General features: G+C 66.2%; 11 protein-coding genes. 5 read left to right on the top strand and 6 right to left on the bottom strand.

The window, feature by feature from the left end:
• Positions 1-1,720: 1,720 nt before the first annotated feature.
• From F7D09_RS08545 to rpmB, 6 genes are all read right to left on the bottom strand, one after another.
• On the bottom strand, positions 1,721-3,730 hold the full coding sequence (locus tag F7D09_RS08545) for a dicarboxylate/amino acid:cation symporter (protein WP_226836161.1): 2,010 nt from the start codon (positions 3,728-3,730) through the stop codon (positions 1,721-1,723).
• 6 nt (positions 3,731-3,736) lie between these two features.
• Positions 3,737-5,662 (bottom strand): hypothetical protein, encoded by a 1,926-nt coding sequence (locus F7D09_RS08540; RefSeq protein WP_226836159.1) that lies wholly within the window; start codon positions 5,660-5,662, stop codon positions 3,737-3,739.
• 24 nt (positions 5,663-5,686) lie between these two features.
• Positions 5,687-6,931 carry a hypothetical protein gene (locus F7D09_RS08535; protein WP_152234960.1) on the bottom strand — a complete coding sequence of 415 codons (1,245 nt, stop codon included), beginning with the start codon at positions 6,929-6,931 and terminating at the stop codon, positions 5,687-5,689.
• A 1,042-nt stretch (positions 6,932-7,973) separates the two neighbouring features.
• Positions 7,974-9,665: an APC family permease gene (locus tag F7D09_RS08530; RefSeq protein WP_226836157.1), complete on the bottom strand. Its 1,692-nt coding sequence runs from the start codon at positions 9,663-9,665 to the stop codon at positions 7,974-7,976.
• 583 nt (positions 9,666-10,248) lie between these two features.
• Positions 10,249-12,699: an ATP-dependent DNA helicase RecG gene (locus F7D09_RS08525; protein ID WP_152234959.1), complete on the bottom strand. Its 2,451-nt coding sequence runs from the start codon at positions 12,697-12,699 to the stop codon at positions 10,249-10,251.
• 692 nt (positions 12,700-13,391) lie between these two features.
• Positions 13,392-13,586, bottom strand: coding sequence for a 50S ribosomal protein L28 (gene rpmB, locus F7D09_RS08520; protein WP_152234958.1), 195 nt, complete (start codon positions 13,584-13,586; stop codon positions 13,392-13,394).
• Between the two features lie 262 nt (positions 13,587-13,848).
• On the opposite strand from rpmB, the gene F7D09_RS08515 reads away from it, so the two are divergent.
• From F7D09_RS08515 to F7D09_RS08500, 5 genes are all read left to right on the top strand, one after another.
• A complete protein-coding gene (locus F7D09_RS08515) occupies positions 13,849-14,910 on the top strand; it encodes a PfkB family carbohydrate kinase (protein WP_152234965.1) in 1,062 nt (353 codons plus the stop codon).
• A gap of 200 nt (positions 14,911-15,110) precedes the next feature.
• A complete protein-coding gene (locus F7D09_RS08510; RefSeq protein WP_152234957.1) occupies positions 15,111-16,385 on the top strand; it encodes an MFS transporter in 1,275 nt (424 codons plus the stop codon).
• A gap of 85 nt (positions 16,386-16,470) precedes the next feature.
• Positions 16,471-16,650 carry an antitoxin VbhA family protein gene (locus F7D09_RS08505; protein ID WP_152234956.1) on the top strand — a complete coding sequence of 60 codons (180 nt, stop codon included), beginning with the start codon at positions 16,471-16,473 and terminating at the stop codon, positions 16,648-16,650.
• Positions 16,647-16,868, top strand: a complete 222-nt coding sequence (locus F7D09_RS11485) for a hypothetical protein (protein WP_226836155.1) — start codon at positions 16,647-16,649, stop codon at positions 16,866-16,868. Before F7D09_RS08505 ends, F7D09_RS11485 begins: the two co-directional genes overlap by 4 nt.
• 18 nt (positions 16,869-16,886) lie before the next feature.
• Positions 16,887-17,393, top strand: coding sequence for a cell filamentation protein Fic (locus tag F7D09_RS08500; RefSeq protein WP_226836153.1), 507 nt, complete (start codon positions 16,887-16,889; stop codon positions 17,391-17,393).

Genomic DNA, 17,393 nt, shown 5'->3' with positions numbered 1-17,393 from the left:
CTGGAACACCAAACGACGCCAGGAACGGCTGGGGGGACTGACCCCGGAGGAATTCCGGGACACGTTCCCCACAGCCCGGTCTGGTACCCTTTAATAAACCACGTCCAACTTTTGGGGCGCAGTTCACACCGGGGAGCCAGAGTTCACGTTGGATGCCATCATGGTTCCTTTCAATGGCCCGCCCCACACCGGGGAGCCAGAGGCAACGAACGACGTTACAGCGAACAAAGCCATGCCACGCACCGGCCGGCCGGCACCGAACCGAGAAAACGGCCCGCCTGGCGATGCATTCCGGAATCGTAGGGCATCCCCGTCACACAACAAGCGTTTGTAAGCGCTTGAAACAACGATATAAGCGTTTACAAAGCACACGCTACCCAGCCCAATGCCCTACGATTCCGGAATAGCGCCCGTAGCAAGCCAAAACTGCGCCAACATCAATCAGCGACACGCTTGGAGCGGCCTCGACCCGTCCCATCACGCCGAATAGCGACGATCACACCCCGAATACACCCGAGCCTCGCTCCACTGAGAGCGTAGAACCGCACCGAACACGCCCGAATGAGCGCGAAGCCCTTCACCGCGAAGCGCACCGTCGATGTAACGCGGCCCGGACACGCCTGGATGCCGCACCAAGACGACCGTGTTATCATGACCACTCGGGTACCCTTGCTCGGATACTCACGGCGACCTGTGTAATTTGACCGTTTGCAGGTCGCCTTTTTCGTTATGGCGCACAGACGACGTGCAACAGCCATCACATGCGCCATGCCCGAACGCAACCATATACCGTCACCCTGCTCGCCCTTGCAGCGTGACGCACATCCGAAACTCCTTGAAAACACTGGGATTCGAGGGAAGTGTCACTCTGCAGGGGCGAGCAGGGTGACGTGAGGCACGCAGTGCGCATCAGGCAACACGCCGGAGACCTGCCGTACGGCCATTTTACGACCAGGACCCGCCGGCCCCAGAAGGAAATGGATGCGCAACGGCCTTTCGCGGTCACCTGCAAACAGGACCCGCCGGGTCGTGATCACGGGGGCGCGCAACGGCCTTTCTGCGGTCGTTTTCCACTAGGAGACGACATCTCCTAGTCACGAAAGGCCGCCAGCAGGACGATTTGCGTCCGTTTGCGAATAGAACCCGGCAAATCTTGGCCGAAAACGGACGCCGAACGACCGATTCGCGTCCGTTTGCAACCAGGATCCGGCAAGTCCTAGTGGGAAACGGTCGCTAACGCCCCCAGACAGTCGAAGCCGCCGAGGGAGAACAGGCATATCACCGAAGCCACCACGCAACCAATGCTCCACGCTCCTCGATACGCGCAGAGGGACGATCAATCCGGACTCCACACCCCGACCCCCCGCATCCCGGCGAACTGTTCGCGTATTTCCACGGGATTTTCAGTCAAGCGCATCGTTGTGCCAAGCATCGGGCGCTTATATGGATGTCAACGACGGAAGGAACGCAATCCACTGGGAGAACGGTCCGGAAGCCGACATAACTGAACCCCTTCTTCTCTTCTCCTTTCTCTGTTGAAGCCCGGCCCAACCCGCCGGGCTTTTCTCTTGTCCGCAGCGCAATAACATATGGGAAACGCCCCCGCGACCCGCAATCCGCGGCGGACACAGCGGGAGACGCACCCCGGGAGCGACAGTGCGTCGGCATGAGGGCGCGGGCAGCGACCGCTGACGGCCACCGCCCACGCCGCACAAATCAGTCAGTGGCTGCCGATGCCGCAGGCGCCGACCGGCACCGGCGCGTCGTCAGCGGTCAAGACCGATGCGGGTGACAATGCGGGACGAGACGTCCCCGCCCGACCCGCCGTCGAACGCGACGACAGGTGAATCGTCGGTCCGAACTTCAGCGCGAGATGCGGCACGGCAGGCGCAGCCGCCAGGCCAGCTGCCGCGGCAGCGGCGGAGCCGGCAGGAGATCCGAACCGAACCGTCGTCACCTTGCCTGAGCCAGACACCCCGCAGGCGCCCACCGGCACCGGCGCATCATCGGCGGCAATGGACGCCGCTGTGCCGAGTCCAAGACTTGCCGGCGACACAGGCACTGCGCCAGAGCCCTGACCGGCGCCTGCAGCGACGCCCACGGCACCCGCGGCGCCGCCAGTGATACCGCCTGCGACACCCCTGCCGAAAACGACCGCGCCGGCAGCACCAGCCCCGGCCTGCCCGGCCGACGCAGCAGCGTCCGCAGCGACACCCACCGGCACCGACACAGCGCCGCCGCCAGCGCCACCGGACACGCCGGCCAAGGCGCCCACACCGGCCGAAGCGCCAACAACGCCCCTGCGGTGCCCGTGCCGCCCGACACCGGACCGCCGCACGGATCCGCCAGGCCGCACCGACCCGGCTCCCCCGGCCCGCGAGGCGCCACACGCCGCACGCCGCGCGGCCCGCAGCACGCCGTCGTCGAATTCGCCGGTCTGCCGCGCCACGACGGCCGCGCACGTGACCGCGGCGGACACGTTCGCCATCGTGCTCGGCATGCCGACGATGTTGCTCACCGGCACGAGCGGCACGAGCAGCTGCACCGGCAGCCCGACCGCGGTGAACACGGTCGTGGCCGTCACGATCGCGGTTCCCGGCACGCCCGCGGTGCCGATCGACGAAAGCAGCCCGATCAGCGCGAGCGCCGCGTACGCGCCCGGCCCATAGTCGAGCCCGAGGGCGTTAATGGTGAACACGGCCGACAGCATCGGCCACACGCCGGCGCATCCGGGCATGCCGATGGTGGTGCCGATCGGCGTGGTGAAGTTGGCCACGTCCGCGCCGACGCCGACCGTGCCGATCTGGCGGATGCTCAGCGGCAGCGTCGCCACGCTGGATTGCGTGGTGAATGCGGCGGCCTGCGCGGGCAGCACTGCTTTGAAGAACGCAATCGGCGAGACCTTGGCGACGAACTTGAGCAGCAGCCCGTTGACGACGAACGCCTGCACGAAGTTGAGCGCGAAGCCGAGCAGCAGGATGCCGAGCAGGGCGAGCAGCGCGTCGGCCTTCGACGTGGTGGCGGCCGTGGAGGTGGCGCCGAGCACGACCACCGCGTACGGGGTGAGTTCGACCACGTAGCCGACCGCCTTGTAGATCACGTCCTTCGTCTGCTCGAAGAACTTGCGTACGATGCTCACGTCGCGTCCGTCATGTGAGACGGCGACGATGGCGACGGCGAGCACGGTCGCGGTGATGATAATCGGCACCACGCGGTTGCCGGCCAAGTCGCCGAACAGGTTCTTCGGGAAGAAGTTGAGCACCACCTGGTCGAACGGCGCGGTCTGCGAGGTGAGGAAGCCGGCGGTGGAGGCGTCATCGGCGAGCTTGACGCCTTCGCCGATGCGCAGCGGTATGGCCACGGCCAGCGTCATCACGATGGCGATGAGGTTGGTGAGCAGCAGCCAGCCGACCGACCGCAGCCCGATGCTGCGCAGTTTTTTCAGCGACCCGACGTACGTGATGCTGGAGATGATCGACACGAAGATCAGCGGCGCGACGAGCGCGGTGATGAGGTTGATGTAGATGTTGCCCAGCAGGTTGAGCGAGTCCACCTGGCCGTTGAACACGAGGCTGAGCGCGATGCCGAGTCCGAGCGAGAGCACGGTGAGGATGCTGAAGTTGAGCTTGAACACGGTGCGCAGCAGCGCGACGAGCACGAACAGGCCGATGGTAGCGGCCCACACCGTCACGGCGGTCGGGTCAAGGTTGGCGAGCGGTCCGAGTGACATGAAGGCTCACCTCCGTGCGGCGAGGCTGCCGGCGAGGCGGCGACGCGCGAGCGTCAGCGCCGCCGCGGCCACGCCGAGCAGCAGCGCGGCCGTCGTCAGCGTCGCGACGTCGGCGCCGGTGCGGCTCAGCTGTTCGCCGCCGGCGGTCGTCACGATCCGCTTGCCGGCCGGCTTGCCGTCGTTCGCGGCGTCGCCGTCCGGCTGGGACGCACCCGGCTGGCCGCCAGGCTGACCATTGACAGGCTGATCATCACCAGACTGACCGCCGTCCTTGCCGTACGTGCCGGCCGTGAACTGGCTGTTCGCCTTGGCGAGCGCCACAACGGCCGCGTCGGTGCCGTCCTTGCCGTCGAGCGGCGCGTTCTTGACGAGCTTCGCCTTGGCGGCGGCGACCTGCGCCTTGTAGGCGTCGATCTGCTGCTGCGTGTAGCCGAGCGAGGACGTGTCGCCGGCGAGCTTCGCCTCGGCGGAGGCGACCTGGCCGCGCAGTTCGGTCAGCGAGAAGAAGTGGTCGGTCTGCGCGATGTAGGCGTCGCGGTCGTTGGTGACGGTGCGGCCGAAGTTCTTGGCCGGCTTGAGGTCGTCGCCCTGCAGGATGTACGGCTTGACGATGGTCGCGTCATCGTACGTGGTGCCGGCCCACGTGAGCATGTATTCGCGTGCGGTCGGCGTCGGCGTGGTGCCGACGTTGTACTTGGCTCCCTGATAGTCGACGACCTCGTCGGTGACGGGCCCTGCCGGCTGGTCGGTGCCGGCGAGCTGGGTCGTGTTGTCCTTGTCGTAGTGGAGCAGCAGCGGCACCTGCAGGCGGGTGGCGCCCACGCCCTTGGAGTCGACGATGCCGTGCGAGCCGTCCTCGGTGACGAGGTTCGGCAGGTAGGTGTTCACCAGGTGCGTGTACAGGTCGGCGAGCGGGTGTTCGCCGTTGTTGTAGCTGTCGCGGATGTGGAACGGCGAGTGCTTGCCGGACGTGTTGTCGAGGATCGTGTCGAACGTGTACACGTGCTTGACGCCGTACTTGCGGGCCTCCTGGTTCACGTAGCGGATGGTCGCGTACGTGTTGCCGCACCAGGTGGCGCCGAAGAAGACGTAGTGGCCGCCCGGCGACTGCAGAAGCTTCTCGAGCTCGCCGTAGGTGACGGAGACGAGGCTGATGTCGTCCTGTTCGCCGTCCTTGAAGACCGCCGCCTGGCCGTCCTGCTTGGCGTCCGTGTAGTACTTGACGTAGAAGTCGCCGTTGGTGCGCACGGCCGCGTTCTTCGCGGTGGAGAGCGTCTTGGTGACGTTCGCCTCGTCGGCGGTGGCGTCGGCGCCGGCGGATACGGCGAGCACCTTGCCGCCGGCCGCGTCCTTGTCGTAGGTGAACAGGGTCGGCAGGTCGACGACCTTAGACGCGTCCTTGCTTTGGATGGCGCCCAGGCCGAAGTCGTCGACGGTCTTCTGGAAGCGCGCCGCGAACTCCTTGACCGTGTTGGTCTTGTCGTTGACGTCGACGAGCGTGTCGGCGCCCGCGTTGTCGAGGTGCGGGTCGAAGTTGTACACCTTCTTGATGCCCTGCGCCTTGGCGGCCTTGTCGATGACGGGCAGTGCGCGCGTCACGTTCGCGTCCCACGTGCCGCCGATCAGGATCGCGTATTTGCCGGTGCCGTTGCGCAGGATGTCCTCGAGCCGCTCGAGCGTGATGTTCTCGAACACGTGGGTCTCCGGCAGGTTGGCGATGCCCGAGTAGTAGTCGAACGGCGTGTCCTCCTGGGCGGAGGCGTCCGGCGTGGCGGCGAGCGCGGGGCGCGCGGTGCCGGTGAGCGCGAATCCGGTGAGCGTCAGCGTGGCGGCCGCGAGCAGCGCCGTGGCTTTGGCGGCGAGACGGCCGACTGCACGGCTACTTGCGCGGCCGACTGTGCGGCCGTTGGGGGTCTGGTTGTGGTTGGTCATGGTTGGGTTCCCTTCTTCTTGTGGTTACTTGGCTTGGAATGACTGGGTTTGCGCGGTCTGGCCGGCGTCTGTCGCCGCTGTTGCCGACGGCACGGTTGCTGACGGCACGGTCGCTGACGGCACGGTCGCGTCGATGTCCTGGCCGTCGGATGCCGTTGCGTCCGCGGCGGCGGCTTGGAAGTCGAACGGCCGCGCGGCTTGGTATCCGTCGCCGGGCACGCCGTAGCCGACGCCCTGAGGCTGCAGGACCTGCGTTGCCGCGACGTCGACGGCGGTGAGCGGCTGCTCGGCGACGGTCGCCGTGTCCGCAAGCGTCGCGTCCGCAAGCGTCGCGTCCGTCGCGGACGTCACAGCGGATGCGGCCGGCGCGACGACGGCCACGTCAGCATCGGCGTACGCGGCCGGATCGGCGTCATCGTGCGCGTGGCCGCCACCGACCGTGGCGAGTGCGCGGCGACGGCGCACGATGATCGAGGCGACCGCCGTGCCGATGACGGCGAGCGCGAGAAACGCCCCGGCGGCGATGCGCAGCGTCGGATTGGTCTCCTGCGTGGTGCTGCCGACGGGCGCCGCCGTGACATCGGACTTCTCGTTGGCGGCATCGGCCGCGGAATCAGCGGCGGCATCGGAATCGTCGGTGGTGTCGGTGGTCGCGGCGTCGGTCTGGGCGGCCGCCTCGTCCTTCTTGGCGGTCGTGTCATCGTTCGCCGTGGTGGCGCCGGTGTCGGTCGCCGCGGCCTGGCTGTCGGTCGTCGCCGTGGAACCGGCCGCGGTGCCGGACTGCGTGGTCGTCTGCGGCGCGGCGGTCTGCGTGGACGCGGTGGCGCCGCTGTTGGCGTTGGCGGACGGCGCCGGCGTGGCGGAGGCCTGCGGCGCGGACTGCTGGGCGGGCTGCGACTGCTGTTTCGGCGCGGGCGTGGCCTGCTTCGCCGGCTGCTGCGCGGCTTCCTTCTTCTTGGCCTGCTCGGCCTTGTAGTTGGCGCAGTAGCTGTCGAACGCGGCCTTCTGCGCGGAGACGTCGATGCCGCCGCCCGGGTTGGAATCGTAGGCGGAGCCGCCGCTGGAGCAGCAGGCGACCGGATTGTAGTTCGTGGAGCACAGGTCGCACACGTCGCCGATGCCGTACGCCGTGCCCAGCGCGAGCTGCAGCCCGCCGACCGCTGCCGCGCCGGCGATCGTCGTCGCCAGCAGCACCTTGACTGTCCTGCGGCGCTTGGTTGTTGCCGTGTTCGTTGATGTTGATGTTGATGTTGATGTTGATGTTGACATGGATGCACTTCCCCTTCTGTCTGACTGTTTGAGTCGGCTGTCCGATCGGCTACTTAATCGGCTGCCTAAGCCGCTGCCCGACTCGACGATGATCGCCCCTCCTCTGTCACAGCGGGTAGCTACCCGCTGTGACAGAACTCGCGAAACCCCAGTGATTCCAACGATTCGGGACATTACGTCACAGCGGGTAGCTACCCGCTGTGACGGAGATGAGTGATGATGGGATGATGCTCGACGGGGCGAATCTCGACGTCGTTCGGCTGTTGTGGCCACAGCGAGGACGTTGTTGTGACATCGGTTCGTGAGAACGACCGTTGTCCCCAACACAACGCTTCTTCGGCAACCGCTGTCGCGAAGCCGCTTCCCGAAGTTGCCGCTCCCTCCGGCGCAAGAAATTACGGACGATAGGAGTGATTTCCGTAATTTCTTGCGCCGCAGCAAGGGAACAGTCGCCGCAACGGGAGTGCGGCACTCCGCGAGTCCCGGCATTCCTGCGTCACGCCGATTGCGCGAACACAGTGACGCTCGAACAGCCGGCCGTCCGGGGTGACAATGATGAAGCATCACGCAGCTCGTGCGAACACAGTGACGCAGCATCGAAATCCCTTGGAAACACTAGGATTCCGCACCCACGTCACCGCGCTCGGACGAGCACAGTGACGAACCGCCGAACCGTCCGTTTCCGCTGCCGCGGCAACCGATTCCGTGGCGAGCCCTGCGACGCCGACGCCGCCATCGTCTCATCTGCAGTTATGACTGGAAGCGGTCTTTCACCGCGCGAGCATGAGGAATGTCGCCGTCGGCTGCTCGAACCATGTGCCGGACTGCTGCGCCGGCCTGCTGACATCGGTGACGTGATACACCACGCCTCGAGAAACAACCTTCATAATGAACTCCTTGCTCGGATAACGGCGTCTGACCGGGACGCCCGCCCCGTGTGCCGGGGCTGGCCCGAGGGGCATCTTCGCGACTTCCCCCGAACGTTGAACCCATCGTAGGGCCGCTGCCCATGGCAACGCAAACCCACAGCTATACGTACTGCTTATGACCGTGTATCAGTCGTTGCCGTGCTCCCGCGCAACGCCCGCACGACACTCGCGGATATCACGGCGACCGCCAGCAACACGAGGTTGCCGACGATCAGCAGACGGTTCATCGTATACAGCAGCCATGCCACGAGCAGCACGTCCACGACGATCGCCGCCACGCATGCCGCGACCTGCACCGCCCGCGGCACACGGACCAGCCAGACCGGGGCGTCATCATCGTCACGGCGCACGACAGCAGCGGCGTCAGTGGCACCGTCAACGACGGCACCGTCATCGACTGCACCGCGGCGACCGGGCGAGGAACGCCGCAGGGGCCGGATGCTCGCGGCATCACCAGCGACGTCATCACCGGCGGCGTCATCACCAGCGACGTCATCACCAGCGACGTCATCATCAGTGACGTCATCATCAGCGACGTCATCACCAACGACGTCGCGGCGACCGTGAGCCGCACGCGCCGATGCCGCCGACACACCTGCATCGTCCGTACGACCATCCGCGTCACCGCCAACACCACCACTCAACGCGAGCCGCAATCCGGCGACCGCGACCAGCAGCTGCACCAGAACCACCAATATCGTCACGCTCGACGACACCGTTTTCGCCGGAACGCCGGCGATCAGCGGCACCTCAGCCACTATCAGCAGCACGGCGAGCAGCAGCGTCGGCGCGCCCGTGCGCGGCGAACGTGCGGCCAGCTCGCGTGGCAGCCAGCCGTCCACGGCGGCCGCGGCGACCGGATACGCGATCCAGCCGACGACCGCGTTCAGGGACGTCAGCAACGCGAACGCGGACACGGCGACCGTCAGCGCCGTGACCGCGGGAGCCGGCAGGAACGCGGCCAACGTCACCGACAGGTCCTGATTGGCGACGCGGCCGATCGGCAGCACGCCGGCGTCGACCAGACAGACCGCCGCATACAGCACGACCACGATCAGCAGCGCAGCCGCCATGGCGCGCGGCACCGTCCGGCGCGGTGCACGCGTGACGCTGGAATAGTTGGCGGCGACGGCGGCACCGTTCATCATGAACGCCATGTACACCGCGGCGAACGCGAACACGGCCGGCGAGCCGAGGAACGTGTCGGCTGTCAAATATCCGAGCCGCACGTGCGGTGCCAGCGCGGCGACGGCCACGCCCAAGGCGAGCGCGAGCACGGCGGTCATGACGAGCTGTGTCGCGGCGGCGGCACGGGCGCCGACCATGTGCAGCAACAGCACGGCGGCGACGAGCACGATGGCGACCAGCCTTGTAACCAGCGGCGGCAGGCCCAGCAGCTCGGCGGCCGACAGCGCGTAGGCGGTGACGTCGAACACGAGGAAGCACAGGATGTACGCAACGATGCCGCCTGCAGTGCGTGGCAGCAGCGTGGCGACCTGCTCGTATTGCCCGCCCGGCCAGTCGGCGGCGGCGCTGACCAGCAGCTGCGGGGCGAGCGCGAGCGCAGCTGCCAGACCGCCGGCAAGCGCGGCGATCCACAGGCCGGTACCGGTGATGCCGATGCCGATGCCTGCAAGCGACAGGACGCCCAGTCCGATGATGTTGCCGGCGGCGAGCGCCGTCAGCGACGCGGCGCCGAGGCCACGCGGCGACGCGGCGGGACTGGGGCGGCGCGGCGGCGTGTTGGAATCGTGTGGCGACGCAGCGGGATTGCGCGGCACGGCGGTGGAATTGCGCGATGGCATGCCACCCAGGCTGTGCGGTGGCGTAGCTGGCCGGCGTGACGACGTGGCGGGACTGCGCGATGGCGTGCCGCCTGACTTACGCGGCGCGAGTTGTCCGGTTGTGCTCATGGTTACCCCCCTCAATCGGCCGTGACAGACCGCGCGATGACGGCGGCCCCATCTGCGGCCGCCGTGATGGCTCTTTGATAGCTACTGAACCATGATTGGAAACCCGCATCGCCGCGACGTCATACCAATAATCTATGGCGGGCATCGCAGGCGGGGGGGCAAGGGGCGGGGTGCGAGCAGGAATGACGAAGGAGCATGACGCCAGCTGGTCATTCATGAAACCGAGGCCATCGCCTTTGGCCGAGACGCACGACGCCACAGCGAACAACGCCATGCCACGCGCCCACCAGCCAACGCCGATTCAAGAAAACGGCCTGCCTGGCGGCGCATTCCGGACTAGGCGGGCATCCCCGTCAAACAACAAGCGTTTGTAAGCGTTTAAAACAACGATATAAGCGTTTACAAAGTGCGTGTTACCCAACCCGATGCCCGCCTATTCCGGAATAGCGTCCAAGTCAAGCCAAATTCACCGCACTCAGCTGCTGATGAGGAACGCCTCGTTGCCGCGGGTGAAGTCGAGCACCGCGCCGGCGAGCTGCACGTGGGCAGTCAGGTCCGGGTCGTCGGCGAGCAGCCGTTCGGCCCGCTCGCGCGCGTCGGTGATGAGCTTCGCGTCCTTGACCACGCGCAGCAGCTTGAGGCTTGACTTGCCGCCGGACTGCGCGTCACCGAGCACGTCGCCAGCCCCGCGGAATTCCAAGTCGGCCTGCGCGATCTCGGCGCCGTCGAGCGTGCCCTGAATCACCTGCAGGCGCTGTTCGGCGGGGCTGCCCGGCTCGGCGCGCGAGATGAGGAACGCCCAGCTGTTCGTGCCGCCTCGCCCCACGCGGCCTCGCAGCTGATGCAGCTGCGACAGACCGTACCGGTCCGCGTCGAAGATCACGATGCAGCTGGCCTGCGGCACGTCCACGCCGACCTCGATGACCGTGGTCGCCACGAGCACCGGCGTCTCGCCGCTTGCGAACGCGGCCATGACCCGCTGCTTGGTCTCGTCATCGTCGCGTCCGGTCAACGTGGCGAACCGGACGCCCCGGAACTGCGGCAATGCGCTCAGCCTGCGATCGATCTCGCTCACGGCGTGCAGCGGCGGCCGCTGCGGAGCCGGTTCGCCGTCGTCACCGGCACCCGCCGACGACCCTCGACTGGCTGAGGTCGCAGCCGCACCCCCTGCCCCGCCTCGCGAGCCGGCCCGCGCGTAGGCGTCCGACTCGTCGTAGACGCCGATGTCAGGCCCGTCGACGTCGCCGGCCGACCGCGCCGAACCGCGCGCGCCGGCAGCCGCCTCATCGTCCGGCTCGTCCTCGTCGATGCGCGGGCAGACCACGTACGCGCGTTCGCCGGCGTCCACGCGCGAACGGATGAGCGCGAACATGCGCCCCATGGTCGCCCCGTCCGCCTCGGGCACGATGAACGTGCGGATCGGCTTGCGGCCGCCCGGCAGTTCGGTCAGCCACGAGATGTCGAGGTCGCCGAACCAGGTCATGGCGGCGGTGCGCGGGATCGGCGTGGCGGTCATCACCAGCAGGTGCGGCGCGAGTTCGGCCTTGCCGCGCAGGGATTCGCGTTGTTCGACGCCGAAGCGGTGCTGTTCGTCGATCACGGCGAGCGCCAGGTTCGGCGCTTGGAAGGTCTTGGAGAACGCGGCGTGCGTGGCGACGATGATGCAGGGCGTTCCGCTTGCGGCCATGGCCAGTGCGCGGCGTCGTGCGGCGAGTTTCATGCCGCCGGTCAGCAGGATGACCGGCACTGCGGTGGCGTTGTCGGAGTCGTCGGCGGTAACGGCACTGTCGGCCGTCCCCATGGTCTCCATCATGCGGCGGATCGTGTCGGCATGCTGTTCGGCGAGCACCTGCGTGGGCGCGACGAGCACCGCCTGCCGGCCGGAGCCGACCGCCTCGAGCATCGCGGCAACGGCGACGACTGTCTTGCCGGAGCCGACCTCGCCCTGCAGCAGCCGCTGCATCGGATAGTCGCGACTCATGTCGGCGGCGATGTCGTCGATCACCTCGCGCTGGCCACCGGTGAGCGGGAACGGCAGTGAGGCAATGAACCGGTCGCGCAGCGTGACGTCCGGGCACGGGTGGGCGTCCTGTTTGGCGGCGTGCCGGCGCGTCTCGAGCAGCGCGGTCTGCGAGACGAACGCCTCCTCGTACCGCAGCGTGTCGATGGCTCGTTTGAAATCCTTGGGGTCGCGCGGGTCATGGATCGCGCGGAACGCTTCCGCCCGGTGCATGAGCCGTCGCGCCGCGCGTACCGGCTCGGGCAGCACGTCCGGTATCGCGCGAGACAGTGCGGCGTCGGCAGGCGCACTGTCGTCGCCGTCTGACTGCTCCAGCGCCGTCAGACACTGCAGGATCGACTCGTGGATGTGCTCGCTGGAGATGCGCGAGGTCGCATGGTACACCGGACGCGGCCGGCTGACGCGGCGCAGCGCCTCGTCGACCGTATCGGCGTCGTATTTCAACGTGGACATGGTGACGACGCCGGGATTGTCCGCGTCGGCTGCGGCGGGCGCGACCGTCATCACGTCGGGGTGCGTGAACTGCAGCTGGCCGTTGAACTCGCTCGGCTCGCCGGCGACGACCACGGTGGAACCGTTGCGCAGCCGCATGCTCACCCAGTCGACGTACTGTTTCTTGTACGAGAAGAACACGAGACGCGCCACGGCTCCGGCGACGCGGCGGGATGCGGCGAAGTCGCTGTCGTCGACGATCGCCTCGAGACGATAGCCGCGGCGGGCGTTCATCGGCACGACTCTGAGGTTGCGCACGAGCGCGGCGAACGCCATGCGCTCGCCGGCGCGCGCCTCACGCAGCGCGCGCAACGGCACGGGATCGGTCACGCGGAACGGATAGTAGGTCAGTGCGTCGCCGACGCTGACGACGCCGAGGCTTTTCAGCGCGCCGACGCGGCGTTTGTTGGTCATCAGCGAGGAGAGCGGAGTCAGCCAGTTCACCGTCCGGCCGGCGGTCGGTGATGGCGACGTTGACGGCAGTGACGTCGGCGGCAGTGACGTCGGGTGCGACGATGATTGCGATGCCGGCTGTGACGCCGGTTTCGCAGTGGGTTGCGCTGTCGGATGTGCTGCCGACCGCTTGGCCGACCGCACTGCCGACTGCCCTGTCGATTGTGACGCCGATTGTGACTCCGATTGCACTGTCGATTGCTTGGTCGGCCGCTTGGTCGACCGCGACGCCGCGCCCAAAGCGGCCGCATCTGACCGCGACGCCGGCAACGGCGACTCGCCCGTCGATGTCCTAGTGTTCCTCGAAGTGCCCATAACCTGTCATTGTCCCCGCCCGAGCCGACTTTATCGGCCCCTAGCCAAAACTACGGCGCACCCTAGCCCCGGATCCGCCCTCCCCCGAGCACAGTGACGCGCGACTCGGACAGCGTGACGCGACACGCCCGGAATCAGACGCCCACCGCGTCACTCTGCTCGCCCTTGCACAGTGACGCAACCCGTGCACGGTGAGAGAACCCTGACCACGGTGATGTCGTTGAGCCGTAATATCGCGCGACCGGACGCGCCCCACACCGCGCACGCCCCGCGTTCGGGTAAAAAGAAACCCCGCAAGTCTTGCGACTCACGGGGTTTGCAAAGCGCTAGAGCGCGGTTCACGCGACCACACGCTGAACCTTGCCGGCCTTGAGGCACTTGACGCAGACGCGAACGCGGACGTTCTGGCCGTCAACGGTGGTACGAACCGGCTGGAGGTTCGGACGGAAGGTGCGCTTGTTGCGGATATGCGAGTGAGAAACGCTGTATCCGACCTGCGGACCCTTGCCGCACACTGCACAACGAGCTGCCATGATGGACTCCTTGGTATACCTTGATGTTCAAGTCTTCCTGTGTTCCAGCACGCAGGCTTGAACACACAACTTCACAATAATACCGCTCAATACATACAAACGCAAATCCAGCGTGTATCATACCGCCGCGCCACGCGCGTCCCGCCACACATCGCCGCATACCACGCTCCCACCATCATCCTCCGTGCGTATTGCCGCTCTCAGCAAGTCTTCATACAATCGCAGTACAGTCGGTTTGAATCGACATATCAAGGAGGATACGATGCTCGACTCGCTCGGCGCGCTGCTCGCGCGCAAACACGACACCCCGCATCCCACGGTCATTTCGCTGGGACAGGTGTGGGTGGACATCATGATGGACGTCAACGCCATGCCCAAGGCCGGCGGATTCGCCGTCTCGAACCACACCATGCCGTCGATCGGCGGCAGCTTCCGCGCGATGCACGCGGCCAGCCGCATGGGCGCTACGACCCGTCACGCCGGCATCATCGGCACAGGCCCGTGGGCGTCGATGATCCGCGACGCGTGCGCCGACGCAGGCATCGAGCACATCGGCCAGGACCGCATCGACGCGGATTCCGGGTTCCGTCTGGTGCTCAACGACGGCGAACGCAAGACGTTCATCGCCACCTACGGCGCGGAGGCGCAGGGCAACGAGACCACGTTCGACTGCGTGGAGCCGGGCGAGGGCGACGTCGTGCACATCAGCGGCAACACGCTGATGGACCACAGCGCGGCCGGCATCGACGCGTTCGTGGACCGCACGATCGCCGATCCGTCGCAGCGCGCGTACCGCATCGTGCTCAATCCGACGAACACGCTGCACATGGTCAGCGACCAGCTGCTGGAGGATCTGGTGTTGGCCCGGCCGATCTGGTCGTGCAACCGGCAGGAGGCGCGCACGCTGGCCGAACGGCTGGGCGTGAGTCTGGACGACACGATGTCGATGACCGTGGGCGGCGGCTTCGACGAGTCGATGAAATCGTTGTGCAGCCGGCTCGGCACCGCATTGCGCGCGCCGCTCGTGGTTCGCGCAGGCTCGCGCGGCGCTTGGGTGCGCACGCCCGGCGGCGACGTGGAATACGTTGCCGGATATCCGACCAAGGCGAAGCACACCCGGTCGGCCGGCGCCTGCCATACCGGCGCGATGTGCGCGCTGCTGGCACGCGGATGGTCGTTGCGCGACGCCGTGCAGATCGCGAACGCGGCGGCCTCGCTGGCGATCCAGCGGTCGGTCAACGGCGTGCCCGACTGCCCGGACTTCGACGAGGCGATCGCGCTGGTTGAGCGCACCGAGGATGTCGCACGCCGCAAAGCCGAGTGAGTGCGCGACATCCGGACGCGTCCGCGTTGTCCTGCGCTGCCGTCACTGTGCTCGCCCAAGCAGAGTGACGATATGGCGACCGCACCGTGACGCGCGCCACCGCACTCACCGCCGGGAAAATTCATGCGGCGTTCACTTGTGCGCCGCGTCGCGGGCGTCCGGCACCGTACGATGGTGAAGGACACCCGTTAGGAGCACACATGAACGACACAGCCACAGCGCCGACCGCCGAAGCGAAACTCACGTCCCGCGAGAAGAAGTGGATCATCTACGACGTCGGCAACTCCGCGTTCGTGCTGCTCTCCACCGCCGTCGTGCCGATCTACGCGAACTCGCTGATGCCCAAGGACGGCAACATCGTCTCCGCGTGGGGCTACGCGCAGACCATCGCCTCGCTGGTGATCGCGTTGCTCATGCCGCTGCTCGGCTCGATCGCCGACGTGCAGGGCATGAAAGTCAAGTTCTTCCTCGGCTTCTTCGGCACGGGCGCGGTCATGTGCTGCGCGATGGCCCTGCCGCTCACCTGGCTGCCGTTCCTCATCGTGTATGTGCTGGCGACGATCGGCCTGAACGGCTCGCTCACGTTCTACGACTCCATGCTCATCGACACGACCACGAACGAGCGCATGGACAAGGTCTCCTCGCACGGCTACGGCTGGGGGTACGTCGGTTCGACCGTGCCGTTCATCGCCTGCATCGCGCTGATCTTCGGCGGCCCCTCGCTGCTCGGCTGGTCGACGGCCGCCTGCACGCGCGCGAGCTTCGTCATCACGGCCATCTGGTGGGTGGCGTTCACAATTCCGCTGCTGACCAGCTACCGTCAGGTGCACTACCGCGCGACCCGCGAGCACACGCGCGAGGCGGTGCGCGGAACGTTCACCGAGCTTGCCGGCACGATGCGCAAGCTGGTGCGCAACAAGCCGCTGTGGATGTTCATGATCGCGTTCTTCTTCTACATCGACGCGGTGAACACGGTGATCTCGATGAGCACGTCGTACGGCACGCAGCTGGGCATCGACTCGACGCAGCTGGTGGTGGCGCTGCTGGTCACGCAGTTCGTCGCGTTCCCCTGCGCGATCCTGTACGGCCGCCTCGCCGGCAGGTTCGGCTGCAAGCCGATGATCATGGCCGCGGTCGTCGCGTACATGGGCATCGTGTTCTTCGCGACGTTCTTTTTGAAGACGGCGGTTGAGTTCTGGATCCTGGCGATCCTCGTCGGCATGTTCCAGGGCGGCATCCAGGCGCTGAGCCGCTCGTACTACGGCAAGATCATCCCCAAGAACCACGCCAACGAGTACTACGGCCTGTACGACATCTTCGGCAAGACGGCGAGCATCCTCGGCACGTTCCTCGTGGCGACCACCACGTCGCTGACCGGCAACGCGTCGCTCGGCGTGCTCTCGATCGCGATCCTGCTGGTCGTCGCGCTCGTGTTCCTCGTGCTGCAGAAGGATCCGACGAAGACGGCGGCCTAGCGGGCGGACACGCGAACGCCGTCAGGCGGTACTTTCCCCCGGGTATTTGTGGCATCGTCTTATCATGGAATACAAGGAGGCTGACATGACGGAACGCGAAACACGCGCGATTGGCGTGGCCAAGGTCATCCACTCCGCGCATATGGAAGGAGGCGACGTCACGCCGGCATTTCTTTCCGACGCGAAGGATTACATCGAGGAAACCATCGACATTCGCGAGCTGCTCAACCGCACGCGTCTCCGCTATGGACTGGAAGCCGTATGATCGAACTTCCCGATGCCATTGACCCGTATCTGATTCCAGGAACCAATGTTCTGCGCAATCTGGTCGGAGCCACGACAGTCGCGGATCTCGAGGCTGCGGAAAACGATCTTGTATCCGTTCGGGCGCTGGAGCTGATGGAGAATCCTCCGAAAGCGCAGGGAACACTGGAGCAGTTGCAGTGGATTCATCATCAGCTGTTCCAGGACGTCTACGACTAGGCAGGCCAAATCAGAACGGTGGACATCGCCAAAGGAACCGGACAGGTCTTCCAGCCGCTTGCCGTGTTCGACATGGGCGTCCAGTACTCCGAGCGGACCCTCAAAGACGACCATCTACTGCCGGATATGAATCGTTTGACCTTCATCAACCGACTCAGCGTCAACTATGACAACTTCAATATCCTTCATCCATGCCGCGAAGGCAACGGGCGCACCCAGCGCATGTTCTGGGATATCGTAGCCCACGACGCAGGATGGAGACTCGACTGGAGCAGAGTCTCCAAGCAGGAAAACGACAGAGCATCGCAAATCGCCCGCGAGACAGCCGATGAATCCGCACTGATCGACATGTTCTCGAACATCGTATGCACTCCCGATGAATACGACTCGAGATCAGCGGAAAGCATCATCACTCACCTACAGGACGCCGGATACACCGCGCCCCCCAATATATATCGCCAACTCACGCCATCAGAAATCGACGAGGAGCTCGAAAGAGACGTCTACCGTCGTATGGCCGAATAA

The sequence above is a fragment of the Bifidobacterium leontopitheci genome (assembly GCF_009193355.1).
GTDB classification, from domain to species: Bacteria; Actinomycetota; Actinomycetes; order Actinomycetales; family Bifidobacteriaceae; genus Bifidobacterium; species Bifidobacterium leontopitheci.
This window is presented reverse-complemented; position numbering and strand designations above follow the sequence as displayed.